Source organism: Escherichia sp. WS3063 (genome assembly GCF_046486595.1).
GTDB lineage: Bacteria > Pseudomonadota > Gammaproteobacteria > Enterobacterales > Enterobacteriaceae > Escherichia > Escherichia coli.
The window spans coordinates 18914-36430 of sequence record NZ_JBJQKY010000038.1 but is presented as its reverse complement, the minus strand read 5'-3'; the positions used below and the strand labels follow the sequence as shown (position 1 = coordinate 36430).

The following is a 17517-nucleotide window of genomic DNA, read 5'->3' as shown; positions in this document are numbered from 1 at the left end:
GAATTACGTGTTCACTCTTGAGACTTGGTATTCATTTTTCGTCTTGCGACGTTAAGAATCCGTATCTTCGAGTGCCCACACAGATTGTCTGATAAATTGTTAAAGAGCAGTTGCGACGCGGCTTTCAGCTCACTGTCGCGAGGTGGCGTATATTACGCTTTCCTCTTTCAGAGTCAACCCTGAATTTCAGGATTTTTCTCTTCAACCGAACCGGCTGTTTGTGTGAAGTGATTCACATCCGCCGTGTCGATGGAGGCGCATTATAGGGAGTTCTCCGCAGGCCGCAATAGAAAAATTGCAGAAAAATGACTGACTGCTGCATTCCCCAGCAAAACCCCGCTTTATACCTTTTTACGCACAGAGTTATCCACAATCATCAATGTAATTTCTGTATTTTTCCCACGGTAAACACTGTCAAAATTGTGATCACCATTGAAAGAGAAAAATTCGCGAGCGTTGCGCAAACGTTTTCGTTACAATGCGGGCGAAAAATAAGGATGCCCCGTTAGGGGCGTTAGCTGAGTTTTTCGCGAAAAATTCAGCTAACGCTCTCTGTAATAGTCAAATCCAGGGGATTTACCATGCAACAACGTCGTCCAGTCCGCCGCGCTCTGCTCAGTGTTTCTGACAAAGCCGGTATCGTCGAATTCGCCCAGGCACTTTCCGCACGCGGTGTGGAGCTGCTGTCTACAGGGGGCACAGCCCGTCTGTTAGCAGAAAAAGGTCTGCCGGTAACCGAAGTTTCCGATTACACCGGTTTCCCGGAGATGATGGATGGACGCGTGAAGACCCTGCATCCGAAAGTACATGGTGGCATTCTGGGCCGTCGCGGCCAGGACGATGCCATTATGGAAGAACATCAGATCCAGCCTATCGATATGGTGGTTGTTAATCTGTATCCGTTCGCCCAGACCGTTGCTCGTGAAGGCTGCTCGCTGGAAGATGCGGTTGAGAACATCGATATCGGCGGCCCGACGATGGTGCGCTCTGCCGCCAAGAACCATAAAGATGTCGCCATCGTGGTGAAGAGCAGCGACTACGACGCCATTATTAAAGAGATAGATGCCAATGAAGGCTCCCTGACTCTGGAAACTCGCTTTGACCTTGCCATCAAAGCCTTCGAACACACCGCCGCCTACGACAGCATGATTGCCAACTACTTCGGCAGCATGGTTCCGGCTTACCACGGTGAAAGCAAAGAAGCCGCCGGTCGCTTCCCACGCACGCTGAACCTGAACTTCATTAAGAGGCAGGATATGCGTTACGGCGAGAACAGCCACCAGCAGGCTGCCTTCTATATAGAAGAGAATGTCAAAGAAGCCTCCGTTGCTACCGCAACCCAGGTTCAGGGTAAAGCCCTCTCTTATAACAACATCGCCGATACCGATGCGGCGCTGGAGTGCGTGAAAGAGTTCGCCGAGCCGGCATGTGTGATTGTGAAGCACGCCAACCCTTGCGGCGTGGCTATCGGCAATTCCATTCTTGATGCTTACGATCGCGCGTACAAAACCGACCCGACCTCCGCATTCGGCGGCATTATCGCCTTTAACCGCGAGCTGGATGCGGAAACCGCGCAGGCCATCATTTCTCGTCAGTTTGTTGAAGTGATTATTGCGCCGTCCGCCAGCGAAGAAGCCCTGAAAATCACCGCCGCCAAACAGAACGTACGCGTCCTGACCTGCGGTCAGTGGGGCGAGCGTGTTCCGGGTCTTGATTTCAAACGCGTGAACGGCGGTCTGCTGGTTCAGGATCGCGATCTGGGAATGGTCGGTGCGGAAGAACTGCGCGTCGTCACCAAACGCCAGCCGAGCGAACAGGAACTGCGTGATGCGCTGTTCTGCTGGAAGGTGGCGAAGTTCGTGAAATCCAACGCCATCGTCTATGCCAAAAACAATATGACCATCGGCATTGGCGCGGGCCAGATGAGCCGCGTGTACTCCGCGAAAATCGCCGGTATTAAAGCGGCCGATGAAGGTCTGGAAGTGAAAGGTTCCTCGATGGCTTCTGACGCGTTCTTCCCGTTCCGCGACGGTATTGATGCCGCCGCCGCTGCGGGCGTGACCTGCGTAATCCAGCCTGGCGGTTCTATCCGTGATGACGAAGTGATTGCCGCCGCCGACGAGCACGGTATTGCAATGCTCTTCACCGACATGCGCCACTTCCGCCATTAATGGAGCAATAGATGAAAGTATTAGTGATCGGTAATGGCGGGCGCGAGCACGCGCTGGCCTGGAAAGCGGCGCAGTCGCCGCTGGTTGAAACTGTTTTTGTTGCTCCGGGTAACGCAGGCACTGCGCTGGAACCTGCACTGCAAAACGTCGATATCGGCGTAACCGATATCCCGGCGCTGCTGGATTTCGCACAAAACGAAAAGGTAGATCTAACCATCGTCGGCCCGGAAGCGCCGCTGGTGAAAGGCGTGGTTGACACCTTCCGCGCCGCCGGGCTGAAAATCTTCGGCCCAACCGCAGGTGCGGCCCAACTGGAAGGCTCAAAAGCGTTTACCAAAGATTTCCTGGCCCGCCATAAGATCCCTACGGCGGAATACCAGAACTTCACCGAGGTAGAACCTGCGCTGGCGTATCTGCGTGAGAAAGGCGCGCCAATCGTCATTAAAGCTGACGGTCTGGCTGCCGGGAAAGGCGTTATCGTGGCGATGACGCAGGAAGAAGCGGAAGCGGCTGTTCACGATATGCTGGCGGGCAACGCTTTTGGCGACGCGGGGCATCGCATCGTTATCGAAGAGTTCCTCGACGGCGAAGAAGCGAGCTTTATCGTGATGGTGGACGGTGAGCATGTGCTGCCGATGGCCACCAGCCAGGATCACAAACGCGTAGGCGATAAAGATACCGGGCCGAACACCGGCGGGATGGGCGCTTACTCCCCTGCGCCAGTAGTGACCGATGAGGTTCATCAGCGCACGATGGAACGAATCATCTGGCCAACCGTGAAAGGCATGGCGGCAGAAGGCAACACCTACACTGGTTTTCTCTACGCGGGCCTGATGATCGACAAACAGGGCAATCCGAAGGTTATTGAATTTAACTGCCGCTTTGGCGATCCAGAAACCCAACCGATTATGCTGCGCATGAAGTCCGATCTGGTTGAACTCTGCCTGGCAGCCTGTGAAGGCAAGCTGGACGAGAAAACGTCCGAGTGGGATGAACGCGCTTCTCTCGGCGTGGTGATGGCTGCGGGTGGATATCCGGGCGATTACCGCACCGGCGATGTGATCCACGGCCTGCCGCTGGAAGAAGTGTCTGACGGCAAAGTGTTCCACGCGGGCACGAAACTGGCGGATGACGAGCAGGTAGTGACCAGCGGCGGGCGCGTACTGTGCGTCACCGCGCTGGGTCATACCGTGGCAGAAGCGCAGAAACGCGCTTATGCCTTAATGACCGATATCCATTGGGACGACTGCTTCTGCCGGAAAGATATCGGCTGGCGCGCTATCGAACGCGAGCAGAACTAACGCGACAGTTTTGCCAAGAGCGTTTTGCGCGTGATCCCTAACTGACGGGCGGCTTCGGTTTTGTTGCCGCCCGTTTTCTCCAGTGCCGCAAGAATCACCTCTTTTTCGACTTCCACCAGCGGCTGAATATCCTGACTTTGTACCAGCGGGATCGGCGTACTCGCAATCGCCAGCGGCAGCTCGCGTTCGGAAATATATTCCCCGGTCAGCAGCACCACCGCCCGTTCCACCGCGTTTTCCAGTTCACGAATATTTCCCGGCCAGTCGTAGTGAATCAGCAGATCCATCGCCTGGGGCGTAAAACCTTTTACCGCCTTGCGATTACGCTCGGCAAAGCGCTGAAGAAAATGGTTTGCCAGCAGAGGAATATCTTCCCGCCGCTGACGCAGCGACGGAACTTCAATCGCCACCACGTTCAGGCGATAGTAGAGATCCTGGCGAAAACGCCCGGCATTCACCTCTGCGGCAAGATCGCGATGAGTCGCCGCAATCAGCCGGACATCAACCGAGATGGTCTGGTTGCTGCCGACACGCTGAACTTCGCGCTCCTGAATCGCACGCAGCAGACGAACCTGCATCATCGGCGAGATATCGCCAATTTCATCGAGAAACAGCGTGCCGCCGTCCGCCTCAACAAAGCGCCCTTCCCGCCGTTTGTCGGCTCCGGTAAACGCCCCTTTTTCGTGACCGAACAATTCAGATTCCAGCAAGGATTCGTTGAGTGCCGCACAGTTGAGCGTTACCAGTGGTTTTTCACTCCGTGCGCTACTGGCGTGAATCGCCCTGGCGACCAGCTCTTTACCGGTGCCGGAATCGCCGTGGATCAGCACTGTGGCTTCCGATGGCGCGACGAGGGCGATTTCACTGAGCAGGTGTTGCATCGCCGGGCTTTTACCGACCATACCGAACTGGCTGGCAGACACCGCAGGCGTTTCAGCGTCAATACTGTGCGTATGCGCGAGCGCCTTTTCCAGCGTCGCCTGCAGGTTATCGAAATCCAGCGGCTTGATGAGATAATCCAGCGCCCCGGTTTTCAACGCCTCTACCGCCGTCTCGACGCTGGAGTACGCGGTCATAATCAGTACCGGAATTGCCGGATTTAACGCTTTGATCTCTTTGAGCGTGGCGATGCCGTCCATCTCTGCCATTCGCACATCGCAAAGCACAAGATCAAAAACCTGTTCCCGCACCTGCTCCAGCGCCTGTCGCCCGCTGTTCGCCAGCGCGACGTTATAGCCCCAGCCGCGCAGCAAAGCCTGCAAAATAGTGCAGTGGCTAATGTCATCATCCACCACCAGAATATCGATATTATCGTGCGTCATCCTTGTGGGTCCTTACGCGTAATATTGACCGGAAGCCAGAGGGTGAACGTTGCGCCTTTTCCCTCCTGGCTTGCGACCTGAATTGTACCACCGTGTTGTTCAACAATATTATGCACGACCGCCAGCCCCAGTCCGGTGCCTTCGGCTTTGGTGGTGAAGTACGGGGTGAAGATGGCTTCAAGCTGATCTGCCGCAATTCCCTTACCGCTGTCGGTAACGCTGATTTTCACACCCGTGCCGCTTTCGCTGGCCGTCACGCTAATCACGCCATGCTGACCAATCGCCTGAATAGCATTGAGATAGAGATTCAACAGGACCTGAGTCAGCCTGTCCGGATCGGCCTGAATTTCCGGTAATGTGTCGTTGGCGGTAAAGCGTAACTGGATCTCCCGGCTGTTTGCATCCTGGCTTACCAGCTGTAATGAGTGGTTAATCAGCGTGTTGAGATCCACCGCCTGCAAAGCCAGATGCGTTGGCTTAACCAGTTCCAGCAACTCGCTTACCACGCGGTTTAAACGGTCGGCTTCTTTCGCCATCACCTGCGCCAATTGATGCGCTTCTCCCCCTGCTGGCGCGCGTTCGGCAAAGTATTTCGCCAGTCCTTTAATCGAGGAAAGTGGGTTACGGATTTCGTGGGCAACGCCTGCCGCAAGATGCCCCAGCGCCACCAGCTTCTCTTTGCGCTTCATTTCATCTTGTAGAAGCTGGCGCGAGCGCAGATAGCGGCGATACCAGAAGAATGACAATACGCTTGCCAGCAAGACCGTCGCCAGGGCGAAGAGGATAATCAGGGTGTTTCTCTGCTCACGATCTTCGGCACTCACAATATTACTGGCGTCGAAAGCGATGAAAATTGCTTGTGGTGTTGCGGCATACTGCTGCATATGGCGCATCCGGTGCATTCCAGCAGCAAACATCGGTTGAAACTGGCGATAAATTTCCAGAACAGGCTCGCCGTCTGCGCTATCGATCCGCCGCCACGCTTCTTCATCTCCAGGATGTAACTGCTGCATTTCCTGCGGGGAATAAAGCTGTTTTCCCACCATGCCGGAGTTGCTATGCATCACGATTGTTCCTTGTTCATCCGTGACCGCAAACCAACGTACTCCAGGCTGCCCGGCCATTTCTTCCAGTAAGGCCTGCTGCTGCGCATGATGCATGCGCATCCCCATGCCGACGCGCGAGCCGGATTCAAGAGCGCGAATAAGTACACTGCCTTTTTCCAGCAGCGTTTGTCTGGCGGCGGCAGTCTCGCGCCCATAATCGCGAATCACCGTCACCGCAAACAACCCTACCAGCCCAACAATGACCACGGGGAGGATCGCGCTTAACCATTTAGCTAAGGAGTCTTTAGAACGTTGCATAAAACGCATCTTCTTTGCCTGCTCATCCCTTTCTGACAGCAGAAATCATGCCATCTTTTATCAGCGCTTACCCTGCGCTGTAACACAAAGGCTTAAGTTTCAATGAGTAAAAATGACTCGCTACCCGCAGCAGGCGAGTCATTTTTACTCGTTTATCATGCCAGATTACCCGTCATATCAGCGTTTCATCGTTGGCACGGAAGATGCAATACCCGAAGTAAGACAACCACTGGAGGATTAACCATGAAACGGAACACGAAAATTGCCCTGGTAATGATGGCGCTTTCAGCAATGGCGATGGGATCGACATCTGCATTTGCTCACGGCGGACACGGTATGTGGCAGCAAAATGCCGCGCCTTTGACCAGCGAACAACAGACAGCGTGGCAGAAAATCCATAATGACTTTTACGCTCAAAGCAGCGCACTGCAACAGCAACTGGTGACGAAGCGTTATGAATACAATGCCCTGTTAGCCGCGAACCCACCGGATAGCAGCAAAATTAACGCGGTCGCCAAAGAGATGGAGAATTTGCGTCAGTCGTTAGATGAGTTACGGGTGAAACGAGATATTGCGATGGCTGAAGCGGGTATTCCGCGCGGTACCGGAATGGGCATGGGTTACGGTGGTTGCGATGGTGGCGGTCATATGGGTATGGGCCACTGGTAAATCAGAACGTTTTCTCGTTGGGTTGCCAGCGACAGAAATCAGAGTTTGCCACCAACAGTAATTGCGAACCTTCGGGCGCTTCCAGCCATGCCACGCTGACATCAACAGAAGAGCGGCTCTGGCGGCGCTCGATATGCGCTATCGCCTGCGAATCTAAATCAGGTTTAATGGTTTGCCCTTCGCAGGTGGTCACGGTCTGTTCCATCGCATGCCAGCGCCCCTGGCGCAGCACGACTCTCCCCTGACGTAAGGCATCGCTAATCTGGCGGATCTGATCAGCACGATAACGGTATAAATCGATTTGGTCGTTAGAAAGCTGCTGCTTTTCCCCATCGGATTCACGTTGCATAAAGCTCAGATCGCCGCGATCGTCAAAACGCGCGCGAATGTTCACCGGCGGTTTGCTGTAAACATTGATATTGATGAGCGTGAGGTTATCGCCCTGCCAGCGATACTCTCGCGTGGTGGTATCGCCACTGCGCCACGGGCTAAACACGGCAAGCAGATGCACATTATCGCCGCTGTCTTTTCGCCAGATGCGTACCGCGCCCTGGTCTTCAGCAAATCCACTGGCGGTAAAGGGAGGAAGTGAAGAGTTGTGACTACAGGCAGTGAGAAACAGAACGCCTGCCAGCATCAATGATCGACGCCAGAAAGACAAAAGGGGTGAAACCACCCCTTCGTTAAAACTGTTCACTGCCACGCAATCTTACTTAACTGCGTCTTTCAGTGCCTTGCCAGAAACAAATGCCGGTACGTTAGCAGCGGCAATTTTGATTTCTTTACCGGTCTGCGGGTTGCGGCCAGTACGCTCAGCGCGGTGGTTCACTTTGAAGGTACCGAAACCAACCAGTTGTACAGCATCGCCTTCTTTCAGAGACTCAGTAATTGCAGCCAGAGTGGACTCCAGAGCAGCTTTAGCCTGGGTTTTGGACAGTTCTGCTTTCTCTGCAATTACATCAATCAGTTGAGTCTTGTTCATAAGTTATCCTTACAATGTGTTTATCGCTTGCTAAGCATCGAGTGCGACGGAAATGCCAGAATAGCACTCTCCTGCATACACGCACCGATAGCCACTTTTTTTCGCCCCCCAAATGTAGACCAGACGGGGGGCGAAAGGGAAGACTCCAGGTACGACAAATCAGGCGTTAAATCACGTTTTCTGGTCTTATTGCTGAAAAATTATACCAATATTGCTCTCACCCGCCTCACGCAGGTCTGCCCTAAGGCCTTTTATCAGCTCGATATCGCGTTCTTCGCACTCAGCTAAAAGTCGGAATATTTCCCACTGAATGTCCCATTCTTGCTCTACAGCTGGGTTTTCTTTGAGCTCTTCATCGCTCATTTCGCGACCAGCCTGAGTCATTTCCAGCATCGCAACGGTCGTGATGGAGGTCTTACTCACTTCCACCGCGTGTTCGAGCGTTTCACCACTCAAACGCGAATGGACCAGTTCACTTAACGCCACGCATGCATCGATTGCCGGATAAACGCCGTACAGATCGAAATCATCGGCTGAAGGAATCGCTTCTTCAAATTTCTCCAGTTGGCTGTCGAAATTTACTTTTGCGTCTTTGACGGTCAGCGTTTCCCAGATGAGATCGAGAATGCGGCGGTAAATCTGCCCATCACCAAAACCAGTTTGCTGACAGAATACGGCGTAATTAGGGTACATGCGTTCGCATAAGCAGGCCATAAAAGTGACGTGCTGCCAGCTTTCCAGGCGCTCCAGACGCAGATGAATTGGGTTTTGTAACATGTTGAGTTCTCAAATACGGAAATTATCCGCAGTTTACCTGAATTAGGGCTGATTTGCTGTATAGCGCACGAACGCCGGACGTTCCGAGGCCACCGCGTCCGCCCAGCGCGTTGGCTCCGGCAGACGATAGCCTTTCATGCAGCGTTGTACCCACGCCAGCGCGCTGTCCACGCTAACCCGATGGCCGGTAGCGATAAACAATGGGTTACAGCGCGCTTTGCTGCGCCAGACCCAGGCCAGCTGCTCGCCTTTATCCATCAGTGGGGCCAGCGCGCCCGGTTCGCTGGAGAGCGGTTCGAATTTACCGCAGAGCCGTTTTTTCGCCACGCCTATCGTTGGCACATCCACCAATAAGCCAAAATGGCTGGCGACACCAAGACGGCGAGGATGCGAGATCCCGTGACCATCGACAAACACTAAATCCGGCTTTTGTGACAGCATCTCCCACGCTGCCAGCAGCGCAGGATATTCGCGGAAGGAGAGAAAACCTGGAATATGAGGCATGGTGGTGGCGATGCGGGCCACTTTATACTCCACCAGCTCAAGCGAGGGGTATTTCAGCAGCACCATCGCCGCTCGCGTCACTTCTCCGCCCTGCTCAAATCCGACATCGGCTCCGGCGATCAGATCCGGTGGATCTTTATCGAGTCGATCCTCGCGGATCACAGAAGAAGCCAGTTCGATTTGTTGAGCGCGTAATGACGCGAGATCCATAATCGCTCCTTAGCGGTGATACTGTTCAGACAAGCGATGCACTGCCTCCACAAACACGCCAGCATGTTCTGGCGGCACATCCTGATGAATGCCGTGACCAAGGTTAAAGACATGACCTTCGCCGTGACCGAAACCGGCAAGTATAGTCGCAACTTCTTCTTCAATGCGGGCAGGCGGTGCGTACAGCATCGACGGATCCATATTACCCTGCAACGCGACTTTATTGCCCACGCGGCGGCGCGCATCGGCGATGTCCGTTGTCCAGTCGAGGCCCAGCGCATCGCAACCGGTTTCTGCCATCGCTTCCAGCCACTGTCCGCCACCTTTGGTAAACAGCGTGACCGGTACGCGGCGACCGTCGTTTTCACGCAGTAAACCATCAACAATTTTATGCATGTAATAGAGCGAGAACTGTTGATAATCGCGCCCGGTAAGCACGCCGCCCCAGGTGTCGAAAATCATCACTGCCTGAGCACCGGCTTTAATCTGCGCATTCAGATACAAAGTGACGCTTTTCGCCAGTTTATCGAGTAGCGCGTGCAGCGCCTGCGGATCGGCATACATCATTTTTTTGATCACGGTGAAGGCTTTGCTGCTGCCGCCTTCCACCATGTAGGTCGCCAGCGTCCACGGGCTGCCAGAAAAACCAATCAGCGGCACTTCGCCTTTCAGTTCGCGACGAATGGTACGCACCGCGTTCATCACGTAACCCAGCTCATCTTCCGGGTCCGGAATTGGCAGTTTATCGACGTCGGCTTTGCAGGTGACTGGCGAGGTAAAACGCGGACCTTCTCCGGCTTCAAAATAGAGCCCTAACCCCATCGCGTCCGGCACGGTGAGGATATCGGAAAAGAGGATCGCCGCATCCAGCGGGTAGCGACGCAGCGGTTGCAAAGTCACTTCGCACGCCAGCTCGGCGTTTTTGCACAGCGACATAAAATCGCCCGCCTGGGCGCGCGTGGCTTTATATTCCGGTAGATAGCGACCCGCCTGGCGCATCATCCATACTGGAGTGACATCAACGGGCTGGCGCAGCAGCGCCCGCAGATAACGATCGTTTTTAAGTTCGGTCATTTTGGCTGTTCCTTAGTGCGTCAGGCGGTCAGTGTATCATCACTCATACTCTGCCCGACACATCGCCACTGTATCTTCTATCAGACGGCGCGCTACGGTGCCGGGCGGCGGGAGTAACGGCAAATCGTCATAGCGATACCAGTTCGCCTCAAGCAATTCTTTCGGGTCGATCACGATCTCGCCGCTGTCATATTCCGCCATAAACGCGGTCATTAAAGACTGAGGAAACGGCCACGGCTGGGAAGTCACGTAACGCAAGTTTTTAACTTTAATTCCGCTCTCTTCCATCACTTCCCGCGCGACAGCCTGCTCGAGGGTTTCGCCCACTTCGACGAATCCGGCAAGTACCGTATGGACACCGTTACGATGGCTGGTATGCTGGGCGAGGAGGATCGAATCATCGCGACGGATGGCAACAATAATGCAGGGGGCGATTTGCGGGTAGTAACGCTCACGGCAATGGCTGCACAGCATCGCCCATTCGGTTTTACTTGGATACATTTCATGCCCGCAGTAACCACAGTATTTATGCGATCGGTAAAACTCTGCCAGTTGTACGCCTCGTCCGGCCAGTTGAAACAGCCCAACATCGAGATCAATGACCTGACGTACCGACCCCATATCGTGACGCCGCTGCTGTTGTACTAACCAAACAGGTTCCCCCTGCCATTCGCCGATTTGTAGTGCGCGCTGACCCACAAGATCGAAATTTGCCGCTTCGCCATATGGCAATTCTCCCTTCGGCAACCATAATTTTTGTTCATGGCTGACGACCCACCAGCCGTGATCTAATTTTTCAATTATACGATCCATAGCTCTTGCACTACCTTTGCATCACTGGCATGTTTAACATGGTTTTTACATTTCTCACTGAGCAGTTTTTGAATACAAACTTGCGGAGTCAATCATGCTTAACCAGCTCGATAACCTGACGGAGCGCGTCAGAGGAAGTAACAAACTGGTTGATCGCTGGCTACATGTACGTAAGCATCTGCTCGTGGCTTACTACAATCTGGTTGGCATTAAGCCTGGCAAAGAATCGTACATGAGGCTAAACGAAAAAGCCCTTGATGATTTTTGTCAGAGCCTGGTCGATTACTTGTCTGCCGGACATTTCAGTATTTATGAGCGCATTCTTCATAAACTGGAAGGCAATGGGCAACTCGCACGCGCCGCGAAGATTTGGCCACAACTCGAAGCCAATACCCAACAGATTATGGATTACTACGATTCCAGCCTGGAAACCGCTATCGATCATGATAATTACCTTGAGTTTCAACAGGTTTTATCTGACATCGGCGAGGCGCTGGAAGCGCGCTTTGTGCTGGAAGATAAGCTGATTCTGCTGGTGCTTGACGCCGCCCGCGTCAAACATCCTGCTTGAGTTCTGCGCTGTTAACGCGTAATTTACATTCAACGCCCCGTTTGTGGGGCTAATTTCTTGTCGGAGTGCCTTAACTGGCTGAGACCGTTTATTCGGGATCCGCGGAACCTGATCAGGCTAATACCTGCGAAGGGAACAAGAGTTAATCTGCTATCGCATCGCCTTTGCGGCGATCGTCTCTTGCTTCATCCGTCGTCTGACAAGCCACGTCCTTAACTTTTTGGAATGAGCTATGTCTGCAACAAAACTGACCCGCCGCGAACAACGCGCCCAGGCCCAACATTTTATCGACACCCTGGAAGGCACCGCCTTTCCAAACTCAAAACGCATTTATATCACTGGCACACAACCCGGCGTGCGCGTGCCGATGCGTGAGATCCAGCTTAGCCCGACGCTAATTGGTGGTAGCAAAGAACAGCCGCAGTACGAAGAAAACGAAGCGATTCCGGTCTACGACACCTCCGGTCCGTATGGCGATCCACAGATCGCCATTGACGTGCAGCAAGGACTGGCAAAACTGCGCCAGCCGTGGATCGATGCGCGCGGCGATACCGAAGAACTTACCGTGCGCAGTTCCGATTACACTAAAGCGCGACTGGCAGATGATGGCCTCGACGAGCTACGTTTTAGCGGCGTATTAACCCCAAAGCGCGCCAAAGCAGGACGCCGCGTCACCCAACTGCACTACGCCCGCCGGGGCATCATCACGCCCGAAATGGAATTCATCGCCATTCGCGAGAATATGGGTCGCGAGCGCATACGTAGCGAAGTTTTGCGCCACCAGCATCCGGGAATGAGCTTTGGCGCACGTCTGCCGGAAAATATCACTGCGGAATTTGTCCGTGATGAAGTTGCTGCCGGACGTGCGATTATCCCGGCCAACATTAATCATCCGGAATCGGAGCCGATGATTATTGGTCGCAATTTCCTGGTAAAAGTTAACGCCAATATCGGCAACTCGGCGGTCACCTCTTCCATCGAAGAAGAAGTGGAAAAGCTGGTATGGTCCACGCGCTGGGGAGCGGATACGGTGATGGATCTCTCCACCGGTCGCTATATTCACGAAACCCGCGAGTGGATTTTGCGTAACAGCCCGGTGCCGATCGGTACAGTGCCGATCTACCAGGCGCTGGAGAAGGTTAACGGGATCGCCGAAGATCTTACCTGGGAAGCGTTCCGCGACACGCTGCTGGAACAAGCCGAGCAAGGTGTGGATTACTTCACTATCCATGCGGGCGTACTGCTGCGCTATGTGCCGATGACCGCGAAACGCCTGACTGGTATCGTCTCTCGCGGCGGTTCGATTATGGCGAAATGGTGCCTCTCCCATCATCAGGAAAATTTCCTCTATCAACACTTCCGCGAAATTTGTGAAATCTGTGCCGCTTATGACGTTTCGCTGTCGCTGGGCGACGGTCTGCGCCCCGGTTCTGTTCAGGACGCCAACGATGAAGCGCAATTTGCCGAGCTGCATACGCTGGGTGAACTGACCAAAATCGCCTGGGAATATGACGTGCAGGTGATGATTGAAGGTCCTGGGCATGTACCGATGCAGATGATCCGCCGCAATATGACCGAGGAGTTAGAGCACTGCCACGAAGCACCGTTCTATACCCTCGGGCCGCTAACTACTGATATTGCTCCGGGTTATGACCACTTCACGTCGGGGATTGGCGCGGCGATGATTGGCTGGTTTGGCTGCGCGATGCTCTGTTACGTAACGCCAAAAGAGCATCTGGGTCTGCCTAATAAAGAAGATGTTAAGCAGGGGCTTATCACCTATAAGATTGCCGCCCACGCCGCTGACCTGGCGAAAGGGCATCCGGGCGCGCAAATTCGCGATAACGCCATGTCGAAAGCCCGCTTCGAATTTCGCTGGGAAGACCAGTTTAATCTGGCCCTCGACCCGTTTACCGCCCGCGCTTATCACGATGAAACCCTGCCGCAAGAGTCCGGCAAAGTCGCCCATTTTTGCTCCATGTGTGGGCCGAAATTCTGCTCGATGAAAATCAGCCAGGAAGTACGTGATTACGCCGCCGCGCAAACCATTGAAGTGGGAATGGCGGATATGTCGGAGAACTTCCGTGCCAGAGGTGGAGAAATCTACCTGCGTAAGGAGGAAGCGTGATGTATCAGCCTGAGTTTCCTCCTGTACCCTTTCGTTTAGGACTGTACCCGGTGGTTGACAGCGTACAGTGGATCGAACGTCTGTTGGATGCAGGCGTACGTACTCTCCAGCTACGCATCAAAGATCGGCGCGATGAAGAGGTAGAAGCCGATGTGGTGGCGGCAATTGCGCTGGGCCGCCGATATAACGCACGGCTGTTTATCAACGATTACTGGCGGCTGGCGATTAAGCATCAGGCATATGGCGTCCATCTGGGACAGGAAGATTTGCAAGCCACCGATCTCGACGCTATCCGTACAGCGGGCCTGCGGCTGGGCGTTTCGACTCATGATGATATGGAAATCGACGTCGCGCTGGCGGCACGTCCTTCTTATATCGCGCTGGGACATGTGTTTCCGACACAAACCAAACAGATGCCTTCCGCACCGCAGGGGCTGGAACAGCTGGCACGGCATGTTGAGCGCCTGGTGGATTATCCCACCGTGGCGATTGGCGGTATCAGTCTGCCGCGCGCGCCTGCGGTGATAGCAACGGGTGTCGGCAGTATCGCCGTCGTCAGCGCCATTACTCAAGCCGCAGACTGGCGTTTGGCAACGGCACAGTTGCTGGAAATTGCAGGAGCTGGCGATGAATGACCGTGACTTTATGCGTTATAGCCGCCAAATCCTGCTCGACGATATCGCTCTGGACGGGCAGCAAAAACTGCTCGACAGCCAGGTGCTGATTATTGGTCTTGGCGGGCTGGGTACACCTGCTGCGCTATACCTGGCGGGGGCTGGCGTCGGGACGCTGGTACTGGCAGATGACGACGATGTGCATTTAAGCAATCTGCAACGACAAATCCTCTTTACCACTGAAGATATCGATCGCCCGAAATCACAGGTCAGCCAACAGCGACTGACACAGTTGAATCCCGACATTCAACTGATGGCATTACAACAACGATTAACGGGTGAGACGTTAAAAGATGCGGTTGCACAAGCCGATGTGGTGCTCGACTGTACTGACAATATGGCGACTCGCCAGGAGATTAATGCCACCTGCGTGGCACTCAACACGCCGCTTATCACCGCCAGCGCGGTCGGATTTGGCGGTCAGTTGATGGTACTGACGCCGCCCTGGGAGCAGGGGTGTTACCGCTGCCTGTGGCCAGATAACCAGGAGCCAGAACGCAACTGCCGCACGGCGGGCGTGGTTGGCCCGGTGGTCGGGGTTATGGGCACTTTACAGGCACTGGAAGCGATTAAGTTATTAAGCGGTATAGAGACGCCTGCGGGAGAACTCCGACTGTTCGACGGTAAATCGAGCCAGTGGCGCAGCCTGGCTTTGCGCCGCGCCAGCGGTTGCCCGGTATGTGGAGGATGCAATGCAGATCCTGTTTAACGATCAACCGATGCAGTGTGTCGCCGGACTAACTGTTCACGAACTGCTGGAGCAACTCGATCAACAACAAGCAGGTGCGGCACTGGCGATTAATCAGCAAATCGTCCCGCGGGAACAATGGGCGCAACATATCGTGCAGGATGGCGACCAGATCCTGCTTTTTCAGGTTATTGCAGGGGGTTGAGATGTTACGTATTGCGGACAAAACGTTTGATTCACATCTGTTTACCGGCACAGGGAAATTCGCCTCTTCACAACTGATGATGGAGGCGATCCGCGCTTCCGGCAGCCAGCTGGTGACACTGGCGATGAAACGCGTCAACTTGCGCCAGCACAACGACGCTATCCTCGAACCGCTTATCGCGGCGGGTGTGACCCTGCTGCCAAATACATCCGGGGCGAAAACAGCGGAAGAAGCCATTTTCGCTGCCCATCTGGCTCGTGAAGCGTTAGGCACAAACTGGCTAAAATTAGAGATTCACCCTGACGCCCGCTGGCTGTTGCCCGATCCCATCGAAACCCTGAAAGCTGCCGAAACGCTGGTACAACAGGGATTTGTCGTGCTGCCTTACTGCGGGGCCGATCCGGTATTGTGTAAACGTATGGAAGAAGTCGGCTGTGCAGCGGTGATGCCGCTCGGCGCGCCGATTGGCTCGAATCAGGGACTGGAAACCCGTGCCATGCTGGAGATTATTATCCAGCAAGCCACGGTTCCGGTGGTTGTCGATGCTGGCATCGGCGTTCCCAGCCATGCCGCGCAGGCGCTGGAAATGGGGGCCGACGCGGTGTTAGTGAATACGGCGATTGCCGTCGCGGACGATCCCGTCAACATGGCGAAGGCATTTCGTCTGGCAGTAGAAGCAGGCCTGCTGGCACGTCAGTCCGGACCGGGCAGCCGCAGTCATTTTGCTCATGCCACCAGCCCGCTGACCGGATTTCTGGAGGCATCTGCATGAAAACCTTCAGCGATCGCTGGCGACAACTGGACTGGGACGACATCCGCCTGCGTATCAACGGCAAAACGGCTGCTGACGTAGAGCGGGCGCTAAATGCCTCGCAACTCACCCGCGACGACATGATGGCATTGCTATCACCCGCCGCCAGTGGCTATCTGGAACCACTGGCCCAGCGAGCGCAGCGTCTGACCCGTCAGCGATTTGGCAACACAGTTAGTTTCTACGTCCCGCTTTATCTTTCCAATCTTTGCGCTAACGACTGCACGTACTGCGGATTTTCCATGAGCAATCGCATCAAGCGCAAAACACTGGATGAAGCGGATATTGCCAGGGAAAGCGCCGCTATACGGGAGATGGGCTTTGAACATCTGCTTTTAGTCACTGGTGAACATCAGGCGAAAGTGGGGATGGATTACTTTCGTCGTCATCTCCCTGCCCTGCGTGAACAGTTCTCTTCACTACAGATGGAAGTGCAACCGCTGGCGGAGGCGGAATATGCCGAGCTAAAACAGCTGGGTCTCGATGGCGTGATGGTTTATCAGGAGACATATCACGAGGCGACTTATGCCCGCCATCATCTGAAAGGCAAAAAACAGGACTTCTTCTGGCGGCTGGAAACGCCGGATCGGCTGGGCCGTGCGGGGATTGATAAGATAGGCCTCGGCGCGCTAATTGGCCTTTCCGACAGCTGGCGCGTTGACTGCTATATGGTTGCAGAACATTTGCTATGGCTGCAACAGCATTACTGGCAAAGCCGCTACTCTGTCTCCTTCCCACGCCTGCGTCCATGTACTGGCGGCATTGAGCCTGCGTCGATTATGGATGAACGCCAGTTAGTGCAAACCATCTGCGCCTTCCGGCTGCTTGCACCGGAGATTGAACTGTCACTCTCCACGCGGGAATCACCGTGGTTTCGCGATCGCGTGATTCCGCTGGCAATTAATAACGTCAGCGCTTTTTCGAAAACGCAGCCAGGTGGCTATGCCGACAATCACCCCGAGCTGGAACAGTTCTCACCACACGACGATCGCAGGCCGGAAGCGGTTGCTGCCGCGTTAACCGCTCAGGGTTTGCAGCCGGTATGGAAAGACTGGGACAGCTATCTGGGACGCGCCTCGCAAAGGCCATGAGACAGAATGTAAGAACGTAAATTTATTCCGAGCCGCTACGGAAGATGAAAAACGCAAGGTTGTTGAAAGCGTTGTGTTTTTTTATGGTAGTGCCGTCAGCAGGAATGTTGTCCAGGGCGAAAAGCTTCTTCCTCGTTTCGCCCTGCCTTTCTTAAAATAACG

18 protein-coding genes and 1 riboswitch are annotated in these 17517 nt (G+C 54.4%); of the genes, 10 read left to right on the top strand and 8 right to left on the bottom strand.

What is annotated here, in order from left to right; translation table 11 throughout:
- Positions 1-581: 581 nt before the first annotated feature.
- On the top strand, positions 582-2171 hold the full coding sequence (gene purH, locus ACJHYW_RS23500) for a bifunctional phosphoribosylaminoimidazolecarboxamide formyltransferase/IMP cyclohydrolase (protein ID WP_001187541.1): 1590 nt from the start codon (positions 582-584) through the stop codon (positions 2169-2171).
- 11 nt (positions 2172-2182) lie between these two features.
- Positions 2183-3472: a phosphoribosylamine--glycine ligase gene (purD, locus tag ACJHYW_RS23495; RefSeq protein ID WP_000866843.1), complete on the top strand. Its 1290-nt coding sequence runs from the start codon at positions 2183-2185 to the stop codon at positions 3470-3472.
- Here the strand turns inward: purD and zraR are convergent.
- Complete coding sequence (zraR, locus tag ACJHYW_RS23490; protein ID WP_000148499.1) at positions 3469-4794, bottom strand: sigma-54-dependent response regulator transcription factor ZraR; 1326 nt, start codon at positions 4792-4794, stop codon at positions 3469-3471. The genes purD and zraR overlap by 4 nt on opposite strands.
- Positions 4791-6167 (bottom strand): two-component system sensor histidine kinase ZraS, encoded by a 1377-nt coding sequence (gene zraS, locus ACJHYW_RS23485; RefSeq protein ID WP_001211918.1) that lies wholly within the window; start codon positions 6165-6167, stop codon positions 4791-4793. Before zraS ends, zraR begins: the two co-directional genes overlap by 4 nt.
- A 234-nt stretch (positions 6168-6401) precedes the next feature.
- Between zraS and zraP the strand changes: the two genes are divergently transcribed.
- Positions 6402-6827, top strand: coding sequence for a zinc resistance sensor/chaperone ZraP (zraP, locus tag ACJHYW_RS23480; protein ID WP_001361916.1), 426 nt, complete (start codon positions 6402-6404; stop codon positions 6825-6827).
- Position 6828: 1 nt separating this feature from the next.
- Here the strand turns inward: zraP and ACJHYW_RS23475 are convergent, their stop codons facing one another.
- From ACJHYW_RS23475 to nudC, 6 genes are all read right to left on the bottom strand, one after another.
- Positions 6829-7524, bottom strand: a complete 696-nt coding sequence (locus ACJHYW_RS23475; protein WP_032159285.1) for a DUF1481 domain-containing protein — start codon at positions 7522-7524, stop codon at positions 6829-6831.
- 12 nt (positions 7525-7536) lie between these two features.
- Entirely contained in the window at positions 7537-7809 is a 273-nt protein-coding gene (gene hupA, locus ACJHYW_RS23470) for a nucleoid-associated protein HU-alpha (protein ID WP_001044513.1), read from the bottom strand.
- A 186-nt stretch (positions 7810-7995) separates the two neighbouring features.
- Positions 7996-8586, bottom strand: coding sequence for a YjaG family protein (locus ACJHYW_RS23465; protein WP_000941119.1), 591 nt, complete (start codon positions 8584-8586; stop codon positions 7996-7998).
- Between the two features lie 42 nt (positions 8587-8628).
- Positions 8629-9300 carry a deoxyribonuclease V gene (nfi, locus tag ACJHYW_RS23460; protein WP_410233384.1) on the bottom strand — a complete coding sequence of 224 codons (672 nt, stop codon included), beginning with the start codon at positions 9298-9300 and terminating at the stop codon, positions 8629-8631.
- Positions 9301-9309: 9 nt separating this feature from the next.
- A complete protein-coding gene (hemE, locus tag ACJHYW_RS23455) occupies positions 9310-10374 on the bottom strand; it encodes a uroporphyrinogen decarboxylase (RefSeq protein ID WP_000137657.1) in 1065 nt (354 codons plus the stop codon).
- Between the two features lie 39 nt (positions 10375-10413).
- Positions 10414-11187, bottom strand: a complete 774-nt coding sequence (gene nudC / locus ACJHYW_RS23450) for an NAD(+) diphosphatase (protein ID WP_000373942.1) — start codon at positions 11185-11187, stop codon at positions 10414-10416.
- A 94-nt stretch (positions 11188-11281) separates the two neighbouring features.
- Here nudC and rsd point away from each other — a divergent pair, with 94 nt between their 5' ends.
- The 7 genes from rsd to thiH all read left to right on the top strand — a co-directional run bounded on the left by rsd (position 11282) and on the right by thiH (position 17355).
- Positions 11282-11758, top strand: coding sequence for a sigma D regulator (gene rsd / locus ACJHYW_RS23445; RefSeq protein ID WP_000934302.1), 477 nt, complete (start codon positions 11282-11284; stop codon positions 11756-11758).
- A gap of 51 nt (positions 11759-11809) precedes the next feature.
- Positions 11810-11910: riboswitch (TPP riboswitch) on the top strand.
- Positions 11911-11990: 80 nt separating this feature from the next.
- Positions 11991-13886: a phosphomethylpyrimidine synthase ThiC gene (thiC, locus tag ACJHYW_RS23440; protein ID WP_001276905.1), complete on the top strand. Its 1896-nt coding sequence runs from the start codon at positions 11991-11993 to the stop codon at positions 13884-13886.
- On the top strand, positions 13886-14521 hold the full coding sequence (thiE, locus tag ACJHYW_RS23435) for a thiamine phosphate synthase (RefSeq protein ID WP_000284654.1): 636 nt from the start codon (positions 13886-13888) through the stop codon (positions 14519-14521). Before thiC ends, thiE begins: the two co-directional genes overlap by 1 nt.
- Complete coding sequence (thiF, locus tag ACJHYW_RS23430) at positions 14514-15269, top strand: thiazole biosynthesis adenylyltransferase ThiF (RefSeq protein WP_001361914.1); 756 nt, start codon at positions 14514-14516, stop codon at positions 15267-15269. Before thiE ends, thiF begins: the two co-directional genes overlap by 8 nt.
- A complete protein-coding gene (gene thiS, locus ACJHYW_RS23425) occupies positions 15253-15453 on the top strand; it encodes a sulfur carrier protein ThiS (RefSeq protein WP_001166248.1) in 201 nt (66 codons plus the stop codon). Before thiF ends, thiS begins: the two co-directional genes overlap by 17 nt.
- Position 15454: 1 nt before the next feature.
- Entirely contained in the window at positions 15455-16225 is a 771-nt protein-coding gene (gene thiG, locus ACJHYW_RS23420; RefSeq protein WP_000944060.1) for a thiazole synthase, read from the top strand.
- Entirely contained in the window at positions 16222-17355 is a 1134-nt protein-coding gene (thiH, locus tag ACJHYW_RS23415) for a 2-iminoacetate synthase ThiH (protein ID WP_000847432.1), read from the top strand. Before thiG ends, thiH begins: the two co-directional genes overlap by 4 nt.
- Positions 17356-17517: the final 162 nt, after the last annotated feature.